General features: G+C 64.2%; 23 protein-coding genes. 9 read left to right on the top strand and 14 right to left on the bottom strand.

Going from position 1 to position 19,816, the window contains the following annotated elements; translation table 11 throughout:
* The 5 genes from ACDA63_RS09215 to ACDA63_RS09195 form a co-directional block, all read right to left on the bottom strand.
* Positions 1 to 1,186 (bottom strand): DEAD/DEAH box helicase (locus tag ACDA63_RS09215; RefSeq protein ID WP_373662931.1); only part of this gene is annotated, 1,186 nt, incomplete at its 3' end.
* Between the two features lie 187 nt (positions 1,187 to 1,373).
* Positions 1,374 to 2,453, bottom strand: a complete 1,080-nt coding sequence (rlmM, locus tag ACDA63_RS09210) for a 23S rRNA (cytidine(2498)-2'-O)-methyltransferase RlmM (RefSeq protein WP_373662930.1) — start codon at positions 2,451 to 2,453, stop codon at positions 1,374 to 1,376.
* An 85-nt stretch (positions 2,454 to 2,538) separates the two neighbouring features.
* On the bottom strand, positions 2,539 to 3,021 hold the full coding sequence (locus ACDA63_RS09205; protein WP_373662929.1) for a copper chaperone PCu(A)C: 483 nt from the start codon (positions 3,019 to 3,021) through the stop codon (positions 2,539 to 2,541).
* Positions 3,022 to 3,119: 98 nt separating this feature from the next.
* Complete coding sequence (locus ACDA63_RS09200) at positions 3,120 to 3,473, bottom strand: DUF2946 family protein (RefSeq protein WP_373662928.1); 354 nt, start codon at positions 3,471 to 3,473, stop codon at positions 3,120 to 3,122.
* A gap of 78 nt (positions 3,474 to 3,551) precedes the next feature.
* Entirely contained in the window at positions 3,552 to 3,911 is a 360-nt protein-coding gene (locus ACDA63_RS09195; RefSeq protein ID WP_373662927.1) for a hypothetical protein, read from the bottom strand.
* Positions 3,912 to 4,097: 186 nt separating this feature from the next.
* On the opposite strand from ACDA63_RS09195, the gene ACDA63_RS09190 reads away from it, so the two are divergent.
* From ACDA63_RS09190 to ACDA63_RS09180, 3 genes are all read left to right on the top strand, one after another.
* Positions 4,098 to 5,306 carry a cation:proton antiporter gene (locus tag ACDA63_RS09190; RefSeq protein ID WP_373662926.1) on the top strand — a complete coding sequence of 403 codons (1,209 nt, stop codon included), beginning with the start codon at positions 4,098 to 4,100 and terminating at the stop codon, positions 5,304 to 5,306.
* Between the two features lie 71 nt (positions 5,307 to 5,377).
* Complete coding sequence (locus tag ACDA63_RS09185; RefSeq protein ID WP_373662925.1) at positions 5,378 to 5,779, top strand: DUF1924 domain-containing protein; 402 nt, start codon at positions 5,378 to 5,380, stop codon at positions 5,777 to 5,779.
* A gap of 54 nt (positions 5,780 to 5,833) precedes the next feature.
* Positions 5,834 to 6,445: a cytochrome b/b6 domain-containing protein gene (locus tag ACDA63_RS09180; RefSeq protein ID WP_373662924.1), complete on the top strand. Its 612-nt coding sequence runs from the start codon at positions 5,834 to 5,836 to the stop codon at positions 6,443 to 6,445.
* A gap of 9 nt (positions 6,446 to 6,454) precedes the next feature.
* Here the strand turns inward: ACDA63_RS09180 and ACDA63_RS09175 are convergent, their stop codons facing one another.
* From ACDA63_RS09175 to ACDA63_RS09135, 9 genes are all read right to left on the bottom strand, one after another.
* Complete coding sequence (locus tag ACDA63_RS09175) at positions 6,455 to 7,171, bottom strand: pectinesterase family protein (protein ID WP_373662923.1); 717 nt, start codon at positions 7,169 to 7,171, stop codon at positions 6,455 to 6,457.
* Complete coding sequence (locus ACDA63_RS09170) at positions 7,095 to 7,490, bottom strand: pectinesterase family protein (RefSeq protein ID WP_373662922.1); 396 nt, start codon at positions 7,488 to 7,490, stop codon at positions 7,095 to 7,097. Before ACDA63_RS09170 ends, ACDA63_RS09175 begins: the two co-directional genes overlap by 77 nt.
* On the bottom strand, positions 7,487 to 8,179 hold the full coding sequence (locus ACDA63_RS09165) for a hypothetical protein (protein WP_373662921.1): 693 nt from the start codon (positions 8,177 to 8,179) through the stop codon (positions 7,487 to 7,489). The genes ACDA63_RS09170 and ACDA63_RS09165 overlap by 4 nt, the downstream gene beginning before the upstream one ends.
* 141 nt (positions 8,180 to 8,320) lie before the next feature.
* Entirely contained in the window at positions 8,321 to 9,607 is a 1,287-nt protein-coding gene (gene cysN / locus ACDA63_RS09160; protein WP_373662920.1) for a sulfate adenylyltransferase subunit CysN, read from the bottom strand.
* A gap of 2 nt (positions 9,608 to 9,609) precedes the next feature.
* Positions 9,610 to 10,545: a sulfate adenylyltransferase subunit CysD gene (gene cysD / locus ACDA63_RS09155; protein WP_373662919.1), complete on the bottom strand. Its 936-nt coding sequence runs from the start codon at positions 10,543 to 10,545 to the stop codon at positions 9,610 to 9,612.
* Between the two features lie 65 nt (positions 10,546 to 10,610).
* Complete coding sequence (locus ACDA63_RS09150) at positions 10,611 to 11,369, bottom strand: phosphoadenylyl-sulfate reductase (protein ID WP_373662918.1); 759 nt, start codon at positions 11,367 to 11,369, stop codon at positions 10,611 to 10,613.
* 21 nt (positions 11,370 to 11,390) lie between these two features.
* Positions 11,391 to 11,990, bottom strand: coding sequence for a DUF934 domain-containing protein (locus tag ACDA63_RS09145; RefSeq protein WP_373662917.1), 600 nt, complete (start codon positions 11,988 to 11,990; stop codon positions 11,391 to 11,393).
* Positions 11,983 to 13,668: a nitrite/sulfite reductase gene (locus ACDA63_RS09140; protein WP_373662916.1), complete on the bottom strand. Its 1,686-nt coding sequence runs from the start codon at positions 13,666 to 13,668 to the stop codon at positions 11,983 to 11,985. Before ACDA63_RS09140 ends, ACDA63_RS09145 begins: the two co-directional genes overlap by 8 nt.
* Before the next feature lie 36 nt (positions 13,669 to 13,704).
* Positions 13,705 to 14,481 (bottom strand): sulfite exporter TauE/SafE family protein, encoded by a 777-nt coding sequence (locus ACDA63_RS09135; RefSeq protein WP_373662915.1) that lies wholly within the window; start codon positions 14,479 to 14,481, stop codon positions 13,705 to 13,707.
* Between the two features lie 167 nt (positions 14,482 to 14,648).
* Here ACDA63_RS09135 and ACDA63_RS09130 point away from each other — a divergent pair, with 167 nt between their 5' ends.
* The 6 genes from ACDA63_RS09130 to pstB all read left to right on the top strand — a co-directional run bounded on the left by ACDA63_RS09130 (position 14,649) and on the right by pstB (position 19,788).
* Positions 14,649 to 14,948, top strand: a complete 300-nt coding sequence (locus ACDA63_RS09130) for a Dabb family protein (protein WP_373662914.1) — start codon at positions 14,649 to 14,651, stop codon at positions 14,946 to 14,948.
* A gap of 35 nt (positions 14,949 to 14,983) precedes the next feature.
* Entirely contained in the window at positions 14,984 to 15,925 is a 942-nt protein-coding gene (gene cysB / locus ACDA63_RS09125; protein ID WP_373662913.1) for an HTH-type transcriptional regulator CysB, read from the top strand.
* A gap of 119 nt (positions 15,926 to 16,044) precedes the next feature.
* Positions 16,045 to 17,082 carry a phosphate ABC transporter substrate-binding protein PstS gene (pstS, locus tag ACDA63_RS09120; protein WP_373662912.1) on the top strand — a complete coding sequence of 346 codons (1,038 nt, stop codon included), beginning with the start codon at positions 16,045 to 16,047 and terminating at the stop codon, positions 17,080 to 17,082.
* 6 nt (positions 17,083 to 17,088) lie between these two features.
* Positions 17,089 to 18,150: a phosphate ABC transporter permease PstC gene (pstC, locus tag ACDA63_RS09115; protein ID WP_373662911.1), complete on the top strand. Its 1,062-nt coding sequence runs from the start codon at positions 17,089 to 17,091 to the stop codon at positions 18,148 to 18,150.
* A gap of 11 nt (positions 18,151 to 18,161) precedes the next feature.
* Positions 18,162 to 19,001: a phosphate ABC transporter permease PstA gene (gene pstA, locus ACDA63_RS09110; RefSeq protein WP_373662910.1), complete on the top strand. Its 840-nt coding sequence runs from the start codon at positions 18,162 to 18,164 to the stop codon at positions 18,999 to 19,001.
* A 22-nt stretch (positions 19,002 to 19,023) separates the two neighbouring features.
* The gene (pstB, locus tag ACDA63_RS09105; RefSeq protein WP_373662909.1) at positions 19,024 to 19,788 is read left to right on the top strand and encodes a phosphate ABC transporter ATP-binding protein PstB; all 765 of its coding nucleotides are present in this window, start codon (positions 19,024 to 19,026) and stop codon (positions 19,786 to 19,788) included.
* Positions 19,789 to 19,816: the final 28 nt, after the last annotated feature.

The raw sequence follows: 19,816 nt of genomic DNA, 5'->3' as shown, positions 1-19,816 counted from the left end.
TGCGCGGCGGACGACGGTTGCGGCGCAGCGTCTCGGGCGTTGCGTCGGTACCGAAGCCGGGCACCACCTCCTGCGTGATCTTCAGCTTGATCATGCGCTCGATCGCGCCGAGGCGTTGTGACTCTTCCGGAGCCACCAACGAGATGGCGTACCCCTGCTTGCCGGCACGGCCAGTGCGGCCGATGCGGTGCACGTAGTCTTCCGGATTGGGCGGCAGCTCGAAGTTCACCACGCAGGGCAGATCGTCGATGTCCAGGCCGCGGGCCGCGACGTCGGTCGCCACCAGCACGCGGATGTCGCCGTTCTTGAACTTCTCGAGCGCCTCGGTGCGCTGCTGCTGATTCTTGTCGCCGTGGATGGCGTCGGCCGTCAGACCTTCGCGTTCCAGATGGCGGGCCAGCCGCGAGCAACCGAACTTGGTGCTGACGAACACCAGCACCTGGTTGAGGTTTTCGTTGGTGAGCAGATGCGCCAGCAGCTCGCGCTTCACGGCCGTGGGCACCGGGTGGACCATGTGCTTGATCGTTTCGGACACCGTGTTGCGGCGCGCCACCTCGATTAGCTGCGGGCTGCGCAGCATGGTGTCGGCGAGCTTCTTGATTTCTTCCGAGAACGTGGCCGAGAACAGCAGGCTCTGACGTTGTGCCGGCAGCAGCGCGAGGATGCGGCGGATGTCCGGGATGAAGCCCATGTCGAGCATGCGGTCGGCTTCATCCAGCACGAGTATTTCGACCTGGCCCAGATTGATCGTGCGTTGCTGCACGTGATCGAGCAAACGGCCCGGCGTCGCGACGACGACTTCCACGCCAGTGCGCAACTCGGCAATCTGGGGGTTCATGTCGACGCCGCCATAGATGCAGCTCGCGCGCAGCGGCAGGTGCTTGCCGTAACTCTGCACCGATTCGTACACCTGCATGGCGAGCTCACGCGTTGGCGTGAGGATCAGCGCGCGCACGGGGTGGCGCGCGGGTGACGCGCTGGTATTGGCCCAGCGCGACAGCTTTTGCAGCAGCGGCAGCGTGAAGCTCGCCGTCTTGCCGGTGCCGGTCTGCGCGCCGCCCATGACATCCTGCCCGGCCAGCACGACGGGGATGGCTTGTTGCTGGATGGGGGTCGGTTCGGTGTAGCCCGAATCGTCTACCGCGCGAAGAAGCTCGGGGATCAGGCCCAGATCGGCAAAACTCATGGTCGTCAGGCGCGCCAATGCGCGCAATTCTCGGTCACTAGCAAAGTCCGCAAGTATACCCGCCTGACTAGCGACGGGGCGCGCCAGAGCGCCATTTGCATGACAAACCGTCACACAAAGACCCAAAACCGCCCCGTTTTGTGGCGTTTCGCGCGAAAGGCGCGATGTCCGACGCCGCAGAGCCGCCTCAGACGCGCGCCAGGTAGGCAGTGATCTCTTCGCGGTCGTGGTAGAGATGCTTCATGCGCAGCACGTACTTATCGTCGTGCAGGCGCATGCGCTGGTCGATCAGCTTGCGGCAGCGTTCGATCTCCTCCCAGCGCTTTTTCATCGGCAGCTTGAGATTGAAGATGCTGCGCTGGCAACGGCCTGTCGCCACCCAGTCGGCCACCAGTTGCGCCACGCGTGAAGGCTGCTCGACCATGTCGCACACCATCCATTCGACACGGCGTTGCGGGCGCCACGCGAAACCGTCGGCGCGGACATGTTCCACCATGCCCGTGTCGAGCACCGAATCGGCAATGGGGCCGTTGTCGACGGCCGTCACGTGCAAGCCGCGTTCGGCGAACTGAAGCGTCCAGCCCCCGGGTGCTGCGCCCAGGTCGACCGCCTTGAGTCCCGCGCGCAATGTGGATTGCTGCTCTTCGCGCGACATCAGTGCCATGAACGCCTCGGCCAGCTTCAGCGTCGAGCGGCTGGGTGCGGCGCGGGGCATGCGCAGGCGCGCGATGCCCATCGGCCAGGGCGAAGCGTCGTGCGGGAGTGTCAGGCCGATGTCCACGCTCGACGCACTACGGAAGAACAGATGCAGCGTCGGCCAGTCGTCGTGCCTGGGCTTGAGCGAGCCCTGCCTGGTGAGCGCCTTTTCCAGATGCGGCGAGAAGCGGCGAATGAAGCCTGACAGTTCCTTCGCGTCGTTGGTGTCGGCCGTCTCGCCCCATACGCGACCGACGCGCAGACCGAGTTCCGCCACCGCGTCGGCAATGGGCGTGACGCGATCGCGTTCCGGCAGATCATCGATGCGGCCGACGCCGATCACCCGCTGACGCGGGAATACCCAGTCGTTGAAGGGCAGGGCTTCCGCGAGATCGAGCCAGTTCACCGCATCGTGCAACACGTAGTGCACGTAGCCCGATTGCGGCGTGGTCTTGGCAAAGCCCGAAATGCCACGCCGGCCAGCCAGCGCGCTCGCCTCGGCGGCGCATTCGTTTTCGAAGCCGGGGCGGCAGTAAAGGATCAGGCTGTAAGCCAGTGCGGCGGAAGACATGGTGAGCGGGGATTCGATACGACGAGGGCGGATGTTAGCAGAGGCGCGCCGCCGGACTCGTCGTCGGCGCGCCAGCTCGGGCGTGTCAGTGCTTCATGCCTGCATGGTCGGCATGTTCGACCTGCGCGGCGTCATTGGCCTGCACATTCACCGTGACGGTGACTTCGCCGGCTTTCTCGAAGCGCAAGGTCAGCGGAATGCGGTCGCCATTCTTGAGCGGCGCTTTCAACCCGAACAGCATCACATGGAAGCCGCCCGGTGCCAGCACCACGGTCTTGCCCGGCGGCAGATCGAGCGCGTTCAGCTTGCGCATGCGCATGGTCGTGCCTTCCATGCTCATCGAGTGCACCTCAGCCGAGGCCGCAGCGGGCGTGCTTACAGCCAGCAGCCGGTCGGCTCCGCCCCTGTTCTCAAGGGTCAGATACGCGCCCGCCGTGGGCTGGCCCGGTACGGTCTCACGCGCCCATGGGTGGCCGATGTGGATCACGCCGAGATCAAAACTGTGGGCCGATGCGGCCGTGATGAAAATGGTTGCGGCCGAAGCCAGCAGGGTGCGGAAAAAATCCATGATGTTCTTCTCTCTGATTTACGGGTGTGCCCGTCGAGCAGGCTTGTTCGCCTGCGACGGTATCGACCGACGCAGTGCGTGGGCGGAATCGGGACGGATCAGAGAGACGGCGGCGCGCGCGCGGCGAACAGTGACCAGGCTTCGGCGGGCGCGGTCGCCTGCGTCCCGGCGGGCTTGGGTTCGGGCGGCTCTTGCGCCGACAGCACGGATGCCGTCTGTGTCGGCAAGGCCGGGGCGTGACTGACGCCTGTGCACAATGGACATTTGGGCGCGTGCGCGTCATCGTGCGTCGGCATGTCGCCGCGTGTGCCCGCGCGGTCGACGCTGCAGATGTCGCCCTGCAACATCTCCATGCGGATCGGCATGCTCGCATGCGCAACCGGCAATAGCACCTGGACCAGCATGGCGAGGCATGCCGCCCAGAAGAAGCGGAGTCGGTTGCGGTGGTGCATGGAAACGTGCCGGACAGAGTCCGCGCGATTATGCCTGCAACGCCCGGAGCGGTCACGGCGCGGCGCGCGCCGCCGCAGTCAGCTCCGAGCCGGGAGGACTTCCAGTGCGGACATCGTCGGCGCTACGGCCGCACGATCAAGCCGGTAGCGGACGTTCTGTCCGTGGTGGGCCAGCGCGAGCAGGTTGCGGTCGTTCACGCGCAGCGTGGTCAGGAACTGGCTGCCGGACGCTTGCACGACGAGGCGCTGCGCCTCGCGATCCACTTGGCGGATTTCGCCTTCGAGCCAGTCACTGTCGGCTACGTCATCGTCGCGTCGGTCGCGGCCGTCGCGATCATTGTCGCGCAGTGTGGGGATGTTGTCGGATGCCACCGACCAGTCGGCCGCGGTGGTGGCGAGTACGGACGCAAAGGCGATGAGTACGGCGTTTCTTTTCATGGCGTCGCTCCTGTCTGTGCGTCGGGGCTGGCCCCGGACTGCAATGTCGCCCACCGTATCGCGCCGGGCGCGGCCAAGGTGTTATGGCCTTGTGTCGACATGTAACGCAGCGCCCATGGCGCACACAGAGAAAACGCGTGCACAATGCGATCCGCGTATTCCATTTCCACTCCAGCGCCCCGTCTCATGTCCATTGCCGTCCAGTCGCTTCCTCTTGAGCTGATCGTTGCCGGCGTACTGGCGGCGACGCTGGCGTTCCGGACGATCTCTCGCTGGATGGGCCAACCGCTGGTGGTGGGCGAAATCCTCTCCGGCCTGCTCATTGGGCTGGTGCTGGCCGCGATTCCCGGCGCGTCGGTGCGCACTGTCGCCTCATCGCTCGCCCTGGTGGGCAATTTCGGATTGGTCTTCCTGGTATTCGGCGCCTTGCTTCACGAAAAGGACGAACGCGCAATCGATTGGCGCGGCGATCTGACGGTGAGCGCCTTCAACGTATTGCCCGCGTTCATTGGTGGTGGCATGTGGGCCGTGTGGTATGCCTCCGCGCATGCCATGCAGGTGTCGACGGCTTTCATCCTGCTCGTGGCGACCGCCACGGCGATCAGTGCGGTGCCGGTGCTGGCCCGCATCCTGGCCGAACTGCACATCGGCGGCACGCCCGTGGGGCGGCTGTCGTTCCGCGTTGCCTGCATCACCGACGTGGTGGGCTGGTTGCTGGTGGGCGCTGCATTGGCGATCCATTCGGATGGCGAACCGTCCGTCTTCGCCGCCGGGCGTGGTTTACTGGTGCTGATGCTGTTCGGCGGGCTGCATGCGCTGCGCCGTCTGATGGGCGCGCGCTGGGCCCAGGCCGGCGCGACCAAAGCGATCCTCGTGATTCTGCTGGCGGTGTCCGGTGTCACGCACATGGCCGGTCTGCATGTTGTCTTCGGCGCGTTCATCGTCGGCACCGTTTTCGGTACGCAGCGCGAAGTCGTGCGCGACTGGAAGCGCGACATGGGCTGGGTGACCGATCGTTTCTTCTGTCCCCTGTACTTCGTCGTTGCGGGCATGAACATTCTGTCCGGCTCTTTCGAGGGGGCCGAATTCACCTGGGGGCTATCGTTTCTCGTCGTGTCGATGGCGTCCAAGCTGCTGCCGCTGTACTGGGTCGCCCGCCGACGAGGAATGTCGGCGGATGAAGGCCGCTTGCTGGCGCTGCTGCTCAATGCGCGCGGGCTGATGGAACTTGTCATATTGGGGATCGGTCTTCAGGCAGGCATCCTCAATGCATCGCAATACGCACTTTTTGTCGTCGTGGCCGTGGTCACGACCGTTGTATGCACGCCCCTGTGCCGTGTGGTACTCACGCGCATGCGACGGACGGCACCCGTCGCCAGCGGCAAAGTGGAATAGTTTTGCGCAGCAAGTGTTCAGTCATCGGGCCCAGAACCCGAACCCAGCCATCCAGAGAGAAAGAGAGAGCCATGAAGAAGCTGTTGATCGCATTGTCGCTGGCGGGCCTGTGTGGCCTGGCCGTGGCCGAAACGCCGCAGCAGATCCTGTCCGGCCTGCAGGCCGAGGCCAAGCAGGCGGACCCGTCGTTTGCCGGTTTCTCCGCCGACCGCGGCAAGGAGTTCTACAACACCAAGCATGGCAAGGAATGGGCATGCGCGAGCTGCCACACGACCGACCCGACCAAGGAAGGCAAGCACGCCGCAACCGGCCGCGCCATCAAACCGATTGCGCCGTCGGCCAACGCTGAACGCTTTACCGATCCGGAGAAGGTGGCGCGTCTCTACAAGCGCATGTGCGGTGAAGTGCTGGGCCGCGAATGCACGGTTCAGGAGAAGGGCGACTTTCTCACCTACCTGCTGAGCGTGAAGTAATCGCACACGCACGGGGCCGCAACGGCCCCTTTTTTGTCGACGATGGTGCAGAAAATGAAAGACAAGATCCTGGTATGGGACTGGCCCACCCGCGTATTCCACTGGTTGCTGGTGGCCTGTTTCGCCGGCTCGTGGATCACCTCTGGCAGCGACCGCTATCTGCTCATTCACGTCAGTTGCGGCTACACCATATTCGCACTGATGGTGTTCCGTTTGCTGTGGGGCCTGGCGGGCTCGCGCCACGCGCGCTTCGCCTCCTTCCTGCGCGGCCCTGGCGCAGCGGTCGGTTATGTACGCTCCCTGCTGCGCGGGCCGGCCGCACATTTCACCGGACATAATCCTGCGGGTGGCTGGGCCATCGCATTGATGATCGTACTCGGGCTGATCACACCGATCTTCGGATGGATCACCTACAACGAATGGACCGGCGACTGGGCTGCCGAAACGCACGAAACGCTCGCCTGGGCCTTCCTGATCCTGGTCGGCCTGCATTTGCTGGGTGTCATCGTCGGCAGCGTGGCGCATCGCGAGAACCTCGCCGCGGCGATGCTTTCCGGATTCAAGCGTGGTGACGCCACCGAGGCCATCCCGCGCGCATACGGTTGGCTCGCGCTCGTGATGCTGATCGGCGTGGGGCTGTTGTGGTGGTGGTCGATGTCGGTCTGACGGCGACCGTCAGGGACGCCAGCCGCTCAGCACGGCCGGCGTTTCGAAATGCGCAGCCGTGGCGGGGTCGAGCTGGCGGCGCCGCGCGTGGGTTCGCGCCCCGGGGCCACTGCTCCGGTATTCGAAGAATCGCGCGTCTTCTGGCTGAAAGTCGACGCGACTACCATCGCGCGCAGTTCCGTGCATGGCGTGCCAACCCTCGTGGACGATATGGGCGTCCATCCAGCAATCGATGAACACCGCGCTAGCGATGGCGTCCGGGTCGGCGTAGCGCCCATCCGGGAAGTCGGTCGTGGGGTGCCATGGCCGCCCCAATGCGCATGAGCTGTCCGGCACCTGCGGCTCGCGCAGCAGACGACATTCCTTGAACACCATTCCGTATTGCTGCCCGCGTGGCGTACTTGGCGCCGCCACCCATCCGGTTGGCGTCTGGCCGTCGCGCGCGCGGCAGACGATGTCGCACGACTCGAATACGGCAACGCCCGCGCCGAAGACAAAGTCGATATGTCCGCTGACGGAAACGTGGCGGAAGTTGCTGCGGCCGGCGTTGAGGAACAAGGTGTCCTGGTAGCCGATGAGGCGTACGTCCTCCAGTTGGGTGCGATCCGCACCTGCGTCGGTCATGAATGCCACGGCTTGCGGGTGGGGATCACAGGCGTCGCCAGCCAGTTCCCTCGCAAGGTTGGCCGGATAGTCGTAGCTGTTCTCGATGGTCAGGCGAGGCATGGAAATCCGGCGCACGCACGATCAGCGTCGCACAGCCCCAAGTTGTCCAGCGTTCGCCATCGGGGGCCAGCGTGCCGGAGCTCGCATCGAACCGCAGCACGGTCGTGTCGCGGCCCTCTCCGATGAGCGATATGCGCGGGCGCGTGACGACGATTTTCTCGAAGTAGAGGCCTGCGCAGATGAGAATGCGCCACTCATGTTGGGCGATCAGCGGCGCGGCATCGATCGCAGCCTGAATGGAGCGGTAGCGCGGTACGCCCTCGACGGCAGGCGCATCAGGCGCCGTGCCAACGACCGCGTCGAAGCCGCTCGCAGTCATTGGTCTGCGATGGGGGCTTCGATCTGGACGGGCGGCGCTTCGGGAAGGTGCTTGATGAACCAGTCGCGCGCGGCGGCGGAGGCCGCCTCGAGCACGCCGGGTTCAATGAATCCGGCGCTGGCCTCGTTGAACTCGCGCCATGCCTTGGGTGCGCCGATGAACGCGTAGGCATGTTCAGCAGGCGCGCGCAGGTCGCCTTGGGCGCCGGGGATCATCATCATCGTAGGCACGTTCAGGCGTCGCAACGGTTCGGCGCCCGCCAGGTCTATGCGCGGCGCGCGGCAAGCGAGTGCCGAAGCGCGCTCCGGCGCGCGCGACAGCACCCGCACGCAGGCGGCCGCGGTCGTGCCGACGGCCAGAATGCCGCGCGGCATGGCGCTCCACGACGGTTGTTGGTCGAGCCAGTCGAGTACCGCTTCGAGGCGCCGTTGCAGGAGCGCCACATCATATTTCACGTCTGGATCGCGCGCGTCTTCGTAGGGGCTGAGCATCGATACGATGAGCGTGCCGTAGCCCGCTGCGCGCATGGCAGCGGCGACGTAGTTCTCGCGCGACTCGCGCAGACGCGTCAGGTACGGCGCGATCAGCACGATCAGGCCGCGCACGTCGGGGGCGTGCGACTGCAATGCATCGAGCCAGACTTTGTCGGCCTGGATGCGGAGGTCGGTGTGGCGGAGGGCCAGTGGCATGTCTCAATAACGGCAGCAGCAGCGAGCGGTTGAGTATACGCGCCGCCTGCCGGGCCATGCAGTGGTGTCGCCGCCGATGTGACGGGTGCAACGAAAAAGGCTCCCGAGGGAGCCTTCGCAGTCTGGGGCCCGAGAGACGCCCTACAGCACCATGCCGGCGCCGACGGTGTTGTTGGTGCTCTCATCGATGACGATGAAGGCCCCCGTTGCACGGTTTTCCGAGTACGGATCGGCGAAAACCGGCTGCGCGAGCTTCCACGTCACCTGCGCGATGTCGTTCATGGCGAGGCTGGTGGCGTCGACATGCTCTTGCGAATTCACATCCACCTTGAAGGCGATGCCAGCAAGCTTGGCCTTGGTGGTCCGCGTGGTGTGACGGATCAGGTACGTACGCGCCGGCGAGAGCGGCGTTTCGGACAGCCAGCACACCGTGGCCGTCAGCTCCTTGCGGGCTTCGGGCAACTCGGCGGTCTTCACGATCATGTCGCCACGCGAGATGTCGACTTCGTCTTCCAGCAGTAGCGTGATCGATTGTTCAGTGACGCCCTCGGCGATCGGCGCGCCGCCCAGATGTACGGCCTTCACGCGGCTGGTGCGGCCCGACGGGAGTGCAGTCACTTCGTCGCCCGCGCGGATCGAGCCCGATTCCACACGGCCCATGAATCCACGATAGTCGTGCAGGTCCGGGTTGGCCGAATCCTGCGGACGGCACACGAACTGCACGGGGAAGCGGAAGGCTTCAATGTGTTCGCTATGCGCACCCGGCGCGGACTCCAGCACGTCGAGCAGCGTCGGCCCCGAATACCAGTTCATGGTTTCCGAACGATCGACGATGTTGTCGCCATTGAGCGCCGACATCGGGATGAAGCGCAGGTCGCAGCCGCGATCGCCCAGGCCGATCCTGGCGGCGAACGCCTTGTAGTCGGCGACGATGCGGTCGTAGGTGGCGCGATCGTAGTCGACCAGGTCCATCTTGTTGACGGCTACCACCAGATGGGGAATGCCCAGCAGATGCGCGATGTAGCTGTGGCGACGGGTCTGCGTGAGCACGCCTTTGCGCGCATCAATGAGGATGATCGCGAGGTTCGCCGTCGACGCGGCGGTGACCATGTTGCGGGTGTACTGCTCGTGGCCGGGGGCATCGGCGATGATGTACTTGCGCGTGCCGGTCGAAAAATAACGGTACGCCACGTCGATCGTGATGCCCTGTTCGCGCTCGGCTTGCAGGCCATCGGTCAGCAGCGACAGGTCGACAGCTTCCATGCCGCGCTTCTGCGAGGTGCGCTCGATGGCGGTCAGCGTGTCGGCGAGGATCGCCTTGGTGTCGTACAACAGACGGCCGATCAGCGTGCTCTTGCCGTCGTCGACCGAGCCGCAGGTCATGAACCGGAGCAGGCCGTTGTCCTGGATGTGTTCGTGTGCGGACATGATCAGAAATAGCCTTCCTTCTTGCGTTGCTCCATGGACGCATCCGAAGTCTGGTCATCCAGACGCGTTGCGCCCCGTTCAGTGATGGTGGTCGTGGCAGTTTCCAGCACGATCTTGGCCACCGAGTCGGCATCCGACAGGACCGGCGCCGTGCAGGTGATGTCGCCGACGGTGCGGAAGCGCACGCGCAGGTCGATGACTTCTTCACCGGCGCGCGGTGCGTTGATCACCTCGCCATTGGCCAGCGGCACGTTGACCGGGAAGATCGCCCCGCCGCGCATCACGGCCTGGCGGTCATGCGCAAAGTAGATCGACGGCAGTTCGAGTTGCTCGCGCTCGATGTACTGCCACACGTCCATTTCGGTCCAGTTGCTGATCGGGAAGGCGCGGATGTTCTCGCCCTTGTGCGCGCGGGCGTTGTACAGGTTCCACAGTTCCGGGCGCTGGTTCTTCGGGTCCCACTGGCCGAATTCGTCGCGGAAGCTCATCACGCGCTCCTTGGCGCGGGCTTTTTCTTCGTCGCGGCGGGCGCCGCCAATGCAGCAGTCGAAGCCAAATTCCTCAATCGCTTCGAGCAGCGTCACCGATTGATGCTTGTTGCGCGATTCATCGGTCGACTTGAGCACCACGGTGCCGCGCTTCATGGAGTCTTCCACCGAGCGCACGATCAGGCGCTCGCCCAGTTCGGCCGCGCGCTTGTCGCGGAACTCGACCACTTCCTTGTAGTTGTGGCCGGTGTCGATGTGCATGAGCGGGAACGGGAACTTGCCCGGACGGAACGCTTTTTCGGCCAGGCGCAGCATGCAGATCGAATCCTTGCCGCCGGAAAAGAGCAGCACGGGGCGCTCGGTCTGGCCGGCCACCTCGCGCATGATGTGGATCGCCTCCGCTTCGAGCCAGTCGAGGTGCGACAGTGTTTGCTTCGTCAGGGTCGTCATTGCTTAACCTGCTTGTTTCTCTCGCCGCGTGACGGGCGGCGCTCCGTTGTGTCGTTTCTGCGCAATTACTTTTTGGCGTGCAGCCCGCATTCCTTCGATGTCGGGTCTTCCCACCACCAGCGCCCAGCGCGGACGTCTTCGCCCAGCGCGATGGCCCGCGTGCACGGCGCGCAACCGATGCTCGGGTAGAACTGATCATGCAGCGCGTTGTAGGGCACGGTGTGCAGGCGGATGTAGGCCCACACTTCCTTCTCGCTCCAGTCGGCCAGCGGGCTGAATTTCTCCAGCTTGTTGCCGGCGTCGAATTCGCGCACCGGCAGTTCGCTGCGCGTCGCACTCTGCGCGGCGCGCATACCCGTCACCCAGGCGCGCTTGCCGGCCAGCGCACGCTGGAGCGGTTCGACCTTGCGCATGTGGCAGCATGCCTTGCGCAAGTCGATGGATTCGTAGAACGCGTTGATGCCATGCGTGCGCACGTACGCTTCTACCGTTTCCGCGCGCGGGAAGAACACCTTGAAGCGCATGTCATAGCGCTTTTCGGTCTCGGCCATCAGCGTGTACGTCTCGGCGGGCAGACGGCCCGTGTCGAGCGAGAAGATCTCGATCGGCAGATGCTCGGTGGCGATGATGTCCGTCAGCACCATGTCCTCGGCGCCGAAGCTATTGGCAAAAGTGACTTCGCTAAACTCATCGACAGCGCCATGCAACAGTTCGAGCGCCTGCGCGCGCTTGACCGCCACCGACGCCACGAGTGCATCGGTCAGCTCTGGCTGTGTCGCGGGGTTGGTCGTGCGTGGCTTGAGAAATGAAACGGTCTGATCCATGTGTATGCCTTGACCAGCGCCTCAAACGCGAGCGTGGCGACGCCACAGCGGCTGGTCGATGTGCACCGCGCCCTGATAGGGTTCGCTGAAATCGGACAGGCCACGGAGCGCATCTTCCGCCGAGCGATCGGCGCGCACGACGTACGCATCGAAGCCGCAGCGTTGGTAGAAGAACATCTGGTCGCGCAGCACATCGCCGAACACGCGCAGTTCGTTCTTGTAGCCGTAGCGCGTACGCAGCAGCGTGGCGATCGAGAAATTGCGGCCGTCGGCGAAACGCTCGACGTGCACACCGATCACCGGCAGCGCGTTCAGATCAGGTTGTGATTCGACGAGCGTTTCGACCAGTTCGTGCGTGTCGATCCACACGCCGATTTCACCGGCCGCCACGCGCGAGGCGAGTTCTTCCTTGCGGGCCAGCCACACGGGCAGCGGCACGATGATCTTGCCGGCCGGCAGTTCGGTGCCGGCGATCTGTTCAGCGGTGGCGCTCGGCGCACCCGTGAGCTTGAAGAGCACCACCTTGCCGGCCTGCTTGCGCACGGCTTCTTCCACCGCCGGCAGTTGCACGGTCTGCCAGGTGTCGATGGCGACGGTGTTGCCCTTGATGTAATTAGACATTTGCAACCTCACGCTTTGCCGGCTGACGGTCGGCGTAAACACGTTCCTTGAAAGGCGCCACGCCAAGGCGGCGCGCCACGTCGATGAAGCGCTCGCCTTCGATGCGGTTGTCGATGTACACATCGATCAGGCGCTGCACCACGCCGGCGACTTCGTCGGCGGCGAAGGACGGACCGATCACCGAGCCGAGGCTGGTGTCGTTGCCTTGCTTGCCGCCGATGGAGACCTGGTACCACTCGGAGCCGTCCTTATCGACACCGAGAATGCCGATGTGGCCGACGTGGTGGTGGCCGCAGGAATTCATGCAGCCCGAAATGTTCAGTTCCATCTCACCGATGTCATGCAGGTAGTCCAGGTCATCGAACTGGCGCTGGATGGATTCGGCAATCGGAATGCTCTTGGCATTGGCAAGCGAGCAGAAGTCACCGCCCGGGCAGCAGATGATGTCGGTCAGCAGCCCGATGTTGGGCGTTGCCAGCCCCGCCGCGCGGGCCTTTTGCCAGACCTCGTACAGTTCGCCCAGCTTCACGTCCGACAGGATCAGGTTCTGCTCGTGCGACACGCGCAGCTCACCAAAGCTGTAGCGGTCGGCCAGATCGGCCACCAGGTCCATCTGTTCAGCGGTGGCATCCCCCGGCGCGACGCCGGTGGGCTTGAGCGACAGCGTGATGGCGCGATAGCCCGGCACGCGGTGCGGATGCACGCAGCGCTTGACCCACGCTGCGAACGAACGATCGCTCGCGAGCCTGTCTTCGAAGCCTGCGTCGGTCGCCGGCAAAGTCTCGTAGGCCGGCGGGGCGAAGTGCGCTGCGACGCGGTCGAACTCGGCCTGCGTAATGGTGTTGGGGCCGTCCTTCAGGTGCGCCCATTCGGCTTCGACCTGACGGCGGAATTCTTCGATGCCCAGCGCCTTGACGAGAATCTTGATGCGGGCCTTGTACGAATTGTCGCGACGGCCGTGCAGGTTGTAGACGCGCACGATCGCTTCGCAGTAGGTCAGCACGTGTTGCCAGTCGAGCCAGTCGCGCACCAGTTCGCCGATGATCGGCGTGCGGCCCATGCCGCCGCCCGCATATACGCGCACGCCGATCTGACCGGCGTCGTTGCGCAGGAATTCCAGACCGATGTCATGCAGCTTGATGACCGCACGGTCGTCCTTGCAGCCATTCACCGCAATCTTGAACTTGCGCGGCAGCAGCGCGAATTCCGGATGGAAGGTGCTCCATTGGCGGATGATTTCGGCGATCGGGCGCGGGTCGACGACTTCGTCCGGCGCAACGCCGGCGAACTGGTCGGTGGTGATGTTGCGGATGCAGTTGCCGGAGGTCTGGATGGCGTGCATCTGCACCGTGGCCAGCTCGGCCAGGATGTCGGGCACCTGTTCCACGGCTGGCCAGTTGAACTGTGTGTTCTGGCGCGTCGAAAAGTGCGCGTAGCCGCGGTCATACGTGCGCGCGATGTGCGCCAGCTTGCGCAATTGACGCGAGGCGAGCAGGCCGTAGGGCGTGGCGATGCGCAGCATCGGCGCGTGGCGCTGGATATACAGGCCATTCTGCAGGCGCAGCGGGCGGAACTCATCTTCCGACAGTTCGCCGGCGAGATAGCGCCGGGTCTGGTCGCGGAACTGAGCAACTCGTTCATCCACAATGCGCTGATCGTATTCGTCGTATTGATACATCGCGTTTCTCTCTAACCGTTGGGGCGGGGATACGCCTCAAAGTGAAATCATCTTTGCGCCGACCAGCACCAGCATGCAGGCCAGTAGCGGGCGTAGCGCGCGTTCGGGCAGGCGAGTCGAAATCTGGCTGCCCACCCAGATGCCGGGGAGCGAGCCGATCAACAGACTGCCCAGCAGCATCCAGTCCACGCTGCCGAGCCACCAGTGGCCGAGGCCGGCGACCAGCGTCAGCGGCACCGCATGGGCGATGTCCGAACCGACGATGCGCCGCGCGGGGAGCGCAGGGTACAGGAAAAACAAAGCCGTCACGCCCAGCGCGCCAGCGCCGACCGATGAGATCGACACCAGAGCGCCAAGGATCGCGCCCGTCACCACGGTGAGCGTTGCCGTACGGGCTTCACTGCTTTCCCCCGCATGGCGCTGCGCGAACAGCTGGATGCGGCTGCGGAAGACCAGCGACAGCGCGGTCAGCACCAAGGCCACGCCCAGCGCCGCCGAAATCAACTTGGCCGCGCCGCCGATGCCGCCCGGCGCAAAACGATGCATCGCCAGCAGCGTCAAGGCGGCCGCGGGCAACGAACCTGCAGCCAGGCGGCGCGTGATCTGCCAGTCGACGGTGCCTTTGAGGCTGTGCGCCAGCGTGCCGCCGGCCTTGGTGACGGATGCATAGAGCAGGTCCGTCCCCACGGCCACGGACGGGTGGATGCCGAATAGCAGCACCAGCAGCGGCGTCATCAGTGAACCGCCTCCCACACCGGTAATTCCGACAATCAGGCCAACGGCAAAACCGGCAAACGGATAGGCAAAGTCCATGAAGCAGCAAGGGTTTGATCCAGAGTGGCGATCATATCCGCCGTCCATGGAGCCGCATTGCTGGTTTGATTCACACTGTTAGAAGAAAAAGTAATATAAGGTCCATGCATGGCTGGCGCAGGATTCAGACACGCGGCCGAGGCCGTTCATATATGGAGACAGACCCGATGATCCGACACATCGTCATGTGGCGACTCAAGGCGGAGGACGCCGAACAGCGCGCCGCCGACATCCTGGCCATCCGCGAGGCACTGGAGGCACTCAATGGCCGCATCGACGGCATGAGGCTGCTGGAGGTTCGCGCCGATTTCTCGCGCGAGGCCACCTCGGCCGACCTCATGTTGTATTCCGAGTTCGACAGCCGCGCCGCACTGGATGCCTACCAGGACCACCCGGAACATGTTGCCGCCAAGGCGGTGGTCGCACCCCGGGTGAGCGAACGCCGCCTGGCCGACGTGGAAAGCTGAAAACCGCGCCGGCCGCCCGGCACGAAAGAATCGCGATGAACCTGCAACAACTGCGTTATGTCTATGAGGTCGCCCGCCGTAACCTGTCGGTGTCGGAGGCGGCCGATGCTTTGTTTACTTCCCAGCCCGGCGTATCCAAGCAGATCAAGCTGCTGGAAGAAGAGCTGGGCGTGGAGATCTTCGTACGCCACGGCAAGCGGCTGGTCGCCGTGACCGAGCCCGGCCAGAAGGTGATCGAAGTCGCGGGGCGCATGCTGCGCGAGGCCGACAATCTGCGCGCGGTCGGCGAGGAGTATCACAACGAAGACACCGGACGCCTGTCGATCGCCACCACCCACACGCAGGCTCGCTATGCCTTGCCGCGCGTGGTGGGTGATTTTCTGCGGCGCTATCCCAAGGTGCAGCTTTCACTCCACCAGGGCAGCCCGCAGCAGATCTGCGAAATGGTGCTGTCCGGCGAGGCTGACCTCGCCATCGCGACCGAGGCCATCGCCGATTACCATGATCTGGTGATGATGCCCTGCTACCAATGGAACCGCAGCGTCATTGCCAAACCGGGGCATCCGATCCTGCGCGAACAGCCGCTTACCCTCGAATCCATCGCCAAGTACCCGATCATCACCTACGACTTCGCTTTTGCCGGCCGCAGTCTCATCAACAAGGCCTTTGTGGGGCGTGGCCTCAAGCCCAGGGTGGTGCTGACGGCCATCGACTCGGACGTGATCAAGACCTACGTGGCCATGGACCTGGGCATCGGCTTGATCGCCAGCATGGCTTATGACCCGATGATCGACCGCCAGCTTGCTGCGGCCGATGCGTCGCACCTGTTTGAATCGTCGACCACCCGCATCGGACTGCCGCGCAACGCCTGGCTGCGCGGCTATGTCTATGCCTTCATCGAATCCTTCGCGCCGCACCTGACGCGGCGCGTGGTGGATGCCTCGCTGGCGGGCGAGGGGAGCGACCCGGGCTTGTGACGCCGGGCGGCGTCACCTGATTGGTGCATCGTGATTCGCGCCGGCGGACTTGCAATACAGCCGTAACATAACCGCAATAGTCTGTGCAGCGTCGTAACCCTCCCAATCAAGGAAACGCCATGCGCAACACCGCTCTGAATACGATTTTCGCTGCCGTGCTGGCGGCGATGTCTTCCGCGACCTTCGCTGCCGAAATCACCGGCGCAGGCGCTTCGTTCCCGGCTCCGATCTACTCCAAGTGGGCCGACGCGTACAACAAGGCCACCGGCAACAAGATCAACTATCAATCGATCGGTTCCGGCGGTGGCATCAAGCAAATCCAGGCCAAGACGGTCGATTTCGGCGCGTCCGACATGCCGCTCAAGCCTGAAGACCTGGCCAAGGACGGCCTGACGCAATTCCCGACCGTGATCGGCGGCGTGGTGCCCGTCCTGAATGTTGCCGGCATCAAGCCGGGCGAACTGAAGCTGACCGGCCCGGTTCTGGCCGACATCTTCCTGGGCAAGATCACCACCTGGAACGACAAGGCCATTGCCGAGCTGAACCCGGGCGTGAAGCTGCCGGACCAGGCTATCGGCGTGGTGCGTCGCGCTGACGGCTCGGGCACCTCGTTCGTCTTCACGAACTACCTGTCGAAGGTTTCGCCGGAATGGAAGAAGACCGTCGGCGAAGGTACCGCCCCGCAATGGCCGGTGGGCCTGGGCGGCAAGGGCAACGAAGGCGTGTCGGCCTTCGTGCAGCGCCTGCCGGGTTCCATCGGTTACGTCGAATACGCCTACGCCAAGCAGAACAAGCTGACGTACGCGCTGGTGCAGAATAAGGACAAGCAATGGCCGCAACCGTCGGACGACACGTTCGCCGCTGCTTCGGCCGGCGCCAATTGGGGTCCGGCCTTCTACGAAATCCTGACCGAGCAGCCGGGTAAGGATGCATGGCCCATCACCAGCGCCACCTTCATCCTGATGCACAAGCAGCAGGACAAGCCGGCGCAAGCTCAGGAAGTCCTGAAGTTCTTCGAGTGGGCTTACAAGAATGGTGGCAAGATGGCGGCCGATCTGGACTTCGTGCCGCTGCCCGACGCGACCGTGAAGCAGATCTACACGTCCTGGGGACAGATCAAGGACGCTTCCGGCAAGACCGTTTCGGCTGCGAAGTAAGCCTCCATGACCGTCTCCGTTGATTCTAACGGGAGCGTGACCGCTGTTTCGGTGGATGCCACCGGGGCGGCGGTCGCCTCGCATGCGGGGGGCGCGTTGTTGAATACGCACTCGAACCTGGGCCTCGATCGCCCGAAGCGCGATCTTGGCGATCGCCTTTTTGCCGGGCTGACGCGCTCGGTCGCTTTCTTCGCATTGTTGTGCCTGCTGGGCATCATCGTTGCGCTGATTTATTCGTCCTGGCCTGCAATCACCGGGCTGGGCATCAAGTTCCTCATCTCGACGGAGTGGAACCCGCCGATGGAGCGTTTCGGGGCCGTGGTGCCGATGTACGGCACCGTCCTGACGTCGCTCATCGCGCTCATCATTGCGGTGCCCGTGAGCTTCGGCATCGCGCTGTTCCTGACCGAACTGTCGCCCAAGTGGCTGCGTCGTCCGCTCGGGACCGCCATCGAACTGCTCGCCGCCATCCCCAGCATCGTGTACGGGATGTGGGGCCTGCTCGTGTTTGCGCCGTTCTTCGCCCAGCACGTACAACCGGTGCTGGCGTCCACGCTGGGCAAGCTGCCCGTCATCGGCGTGCTGTTCTCCGGCCCCCCCATGGGCATCGGCCTGCTGACGGCCGGCATCATTCTCGCCATCATGATCATCCCGTTCATTGCCGCGGTGATGCGCGACGTGTTCGAAGTCACCCCGACGCTGCTCAAGGAATCGGCATACGGCCTGGGCTGCACGACGTGGGAAGTGGTCTGGAATGTCGTGCTGCCGTATTCGAAGGCGGGTGTCATCGGCGGCATCATGCTGGGCCTGGGCCGCGCGCTGGGCGAAACGATGGCCGTGACCTTCGTCATCGGCAATACCAATTTCCTGAATTCGGCCTCGCTGTTCATGCCGGGCAACAGCATCACCTCGGCGCTCGCCAACGAGTTTGCCGAAGCCGCCCCCGGCCTGCATACCGCTGCGCTGATGGAGCTGGGCCTCATCCTGTTCGTCATCACGCTGATCGTGCTGGTGATCTCCAAAGCATTCCTGGCCCGCCTGGCGCGCCACGAAGGCGCCAAGAGCTGATCGGGTCATCCATGCAACTGCTCACTCGTCGCAAACTGATCAACCGCGCCGCGCTCACCCTGTCGATGGGCGCCATGGTTTTTGGCCTCTTCTGGCTGGCGTGGATTCTGTGGACCGTGCTGCAACTGGGCGTTACGGGCCTGTCGCTCAATCTGTTCACCCAGATGACGCCGCCTCCCAACAGCGAAGGCGGCGGCCTCGCCAACGCCATCGTCGGCAGCCTGATGATGGTGGCTGGCGCCACGTTCGTCGGAACGCCAATCGGCGTGCTGGCCGGCATCTATCTGGCGGAGTACGGTCGCAGCACCCTGCTGGGCAACGTCACGCGCTATGTGAATGACCTGCTGCTGTCCGCTCCGTCGATCGTCATCGGCCTGTTCGTGTATGCCATGGTCGTGGCGCATACGGGGCGCTTCTCGGGCTGGGCAGGTATCGTGGCGCTGGCGCTGATCGTGGTGCCGGTGGTCGTGCGCACCACCGAGAACATGCTGCAACTCGTGCCCAACTCCCTGCGCGAGGCCGCGTACGCGCTGGGCGCGCCCAAGCGCACCGTGATCATGATCGTCACGCTGCGCGCGGCCAAGGCCGGCGTGGTCACGGGGGTGTTGCTCGCGGTGGCGCGCATCGCCGGCGAGACCGCGCCGCTGCTCTTCACCGCGCTGTCCAACCAGTTCTGGAGCACCGACCTGTCGGGCCCGACGGCCAACCTGCCGGTGACCATCTTCCGTTTCGCCATGAGCCCCTTCACCGAGTGGCAGACGCTGGCCTGGGCCGGCGTGCTGATCATCACTGCTGGTGTGCTCGCGCTCAACATCATCGCGCGCGTGTTCTTCCGCCAGAACAACGCATGACGACTCAAGCCAAAGAGAAACTATGACCTCGCTCGTACCGCAGATCGAATTCCGCGACTTCAACTTCTTCTACGGCAAGTTCCACGCGCTGAAGAACATCAACCTGTCGATCGCCCACCACAAGGTGACGGCGTTCATCGGCCCGTCCGGCTGCGGCAAGTCGACGCTGCTGCGCACGATCAACCGCATGTACGACCTGTACCCGGAACAGCGCGCCGAAGGCCAGTTGCTGCTGGAAGGGCGCAACATTCTCGGCTCGGATATCGACGTGTCCACGCTGCGCGCCAAGGTCGGCATGGTGTTCCAGAAGCCGACACCGTTCCCCATGTCGATCTTCGACAACATCGCCTTCGGCGTGCGCCTGCACGAACGCCTGACTGGCGCCGAGATGGAAGAGCGCGTCGAGTGGGCTCTGCGCAAGGCCGCGCTGTGGGACGAGGTCAAGGACAAGTTGCACCAGAGCGGCACCAGCCTGTCGGGCGGCCAGCAACAACGCCTGTGCATCGCTCGCGGCGTGGCGGTCAAGCCCGAAGTGCTGCTGCTCGATGAGCCGACTTCGGCGCTCGATCCGATCTCGACGATGCGCATCGAAGAGTTGATCGACGAACTCAAGCAGGAATTCACCATCGTCATCGTCACGCACAACATGCAGCAGGCCGCGCGCATCTCGGACTACACGACCTACATGTACCTGGGCGAGCTGATCGAATTCGGCGAGACGGACAAGATGTTCGTGAAGCCCACGCGCAAGGAAACCGAGGATTACATCACCGGTCGCTTCGGCTGACAGCGACACGCGCGCGTTTCGCGCTACC

Source organism: Uliginosibacterium sp. sgz301328 (assembly GCF_041807905.1).
Lineage (GTDB): Bacteria > Pseudomonadota > Gammaproteobacteria > Burkholderiales > Rhodocyclaceae > JBGVSA01.
The sequence above is the reverse complement of the archived record's forward strand: the minus strand, read 5'-3'. Positions and strand labels throughout refer to the sequence as shown.

Coding starts and splice junctions, on each gene's coding strand:
- rlmM (WP_373662930.1), bottom strand. CDS start 2,453: ATGTCTTCCGCCGCACTGGCTTACAGCCTGATCCTTTACTGCCGCCCC.
- ACDA63_RS09205 (WP_373662929.1), bottom strand. CDS start 3,021: ATGGATTTTTTCCGCACCCTGCTGGCTTCGGCCGCAACCATTTTCATC.
- ACDA63_RS09200 (WP_373662928.1), bottom strand. CDS start 3,473: ATGCACCACCGCAACCGACTCCGCTTCTTCTGGGCGGCATGCCTCGCC.
- ACDA63_RS09195 (WP_373662927.1), bottom strand. CDS start 3,911: ATGAAAAGAAACGCCGTACTCATCGCCTTTGCGTCCGTACTCGCCACC.
- ACDA63_RS09190 (WP_373662926.1), top strand. CDS start 4,098: ATGTCCATTGCCGTCCAGTCGCTTCCTCTTGAGCTGATCGTTGCCGGC.
- ACDA63_RS09185 (WP_373662925.1), top strand. CDS start 5,378: ATGAAGAAGCTGTTGATCGCATTGTCGCTGGCGGGCCTGTGTGGCCTG.
- ACDA63_RS09180 (WP_373662924.1), top strand. CDS start 5,834: ATGAAAGACAAGATCCTGGTATGGGACTGGCCCACCCGCGTATTCCAC.
- ACDA63_RS09175 (WP_373662923.1), bottom strand. CDS start 7,171: ATGCCTCGCCTGACCATCGAGAACAGCTACGACTATCCGGCCAACCTT.
- ACDA63_RS09170 (WP_373662922.1), bottom strand. CDS start 7,490: ATGACTGCGAGCGGCTTCGACGCGGTCGTTGGCACGGCGCCTGATGCG.
- ACDA63_RS09165 (WP_373662921.1), bottom strand. CDS start 8,179: ATGCCACTGGCCCTCCGCCACACCGACCTCCGCATCCAGGCCGACAAA.
- cysN (WP_373662920.1), bottom strand. CDS start 9,607: ATGTCCGCACACGAACACATCCAGGACAACGGCCTGCTCCGGTTCATG.
- cysD (WP_373662919.1), bottom strand. CDS start 10,545: ATGACGACCCTGACGAAGCAAACACTGTCGCACCTCGACTGGCTCGAA.
- ACDA63_RS09150 (WP_373662918.1), bottom strand. CDS start 11,369: ATGGATCAGACCGTTTCATTTCTCAAGCCACGCACGACCAACCCCGCG.
- ACDA63_RS09145 (WP_373662917.1), bottom strand. CDS start 11,990: ATGTCTAATTACATCAAGGGCAACACCGTCGCCATCGACACCTGGCAG.
- ACDA63_RS09140 (WP_373662916.1), bottom strand. CDS start 13,668: ATGTATCAATACGACGAATACGATCAGCGCATTGTGGATGAACGAGTT.
- ACDA63_RS09135 (WP_373662915.1), bottom strand. CDS start 14,481: ATGGACTTTGCCTATCCGTTTGCCGGTTTTGCCGTTGGCCTGATTGTC.
- ACDA63_RS09130 (WP_373662914.1), top strand. CDS start 14,649: ATGATCCGACACATCGTCATGTGGCGACTCAAGGCGGAGGACGCCGAA.
- cysB (WP_373662913.1), top strand. CDS start 14,984: ATGAACCTGCAACAACTGCGTTATGTCTATGAGGTCGCCCGCCGTAAC.
- pstS (WP_373662912.1), top strand. CDS start 16,045: ATGCGCAACACCGCTCTGAATACGATTTTCGCTGCCGTGCTGGCGGCG.
- pstC (WP_373662911.1), top strand. CDS start 17,089: ATGACCGTCTCCGTTGATTCTAACGGGAGCGTGACCGCTGTTTCGGTG.
- pstA (WP_373662910.1), top strand. CDS start 18,162: ATGCAACTGCTCACTCGTCGCAAACTGATCAACCGCGCCGCGCTCACC.
- pstB (WP_373662909.1), top strand. CDS start 19,024: ATGACCTCGCTCGTACCGCAGATCGAATTCCGCGACTTCAACTTCTTC.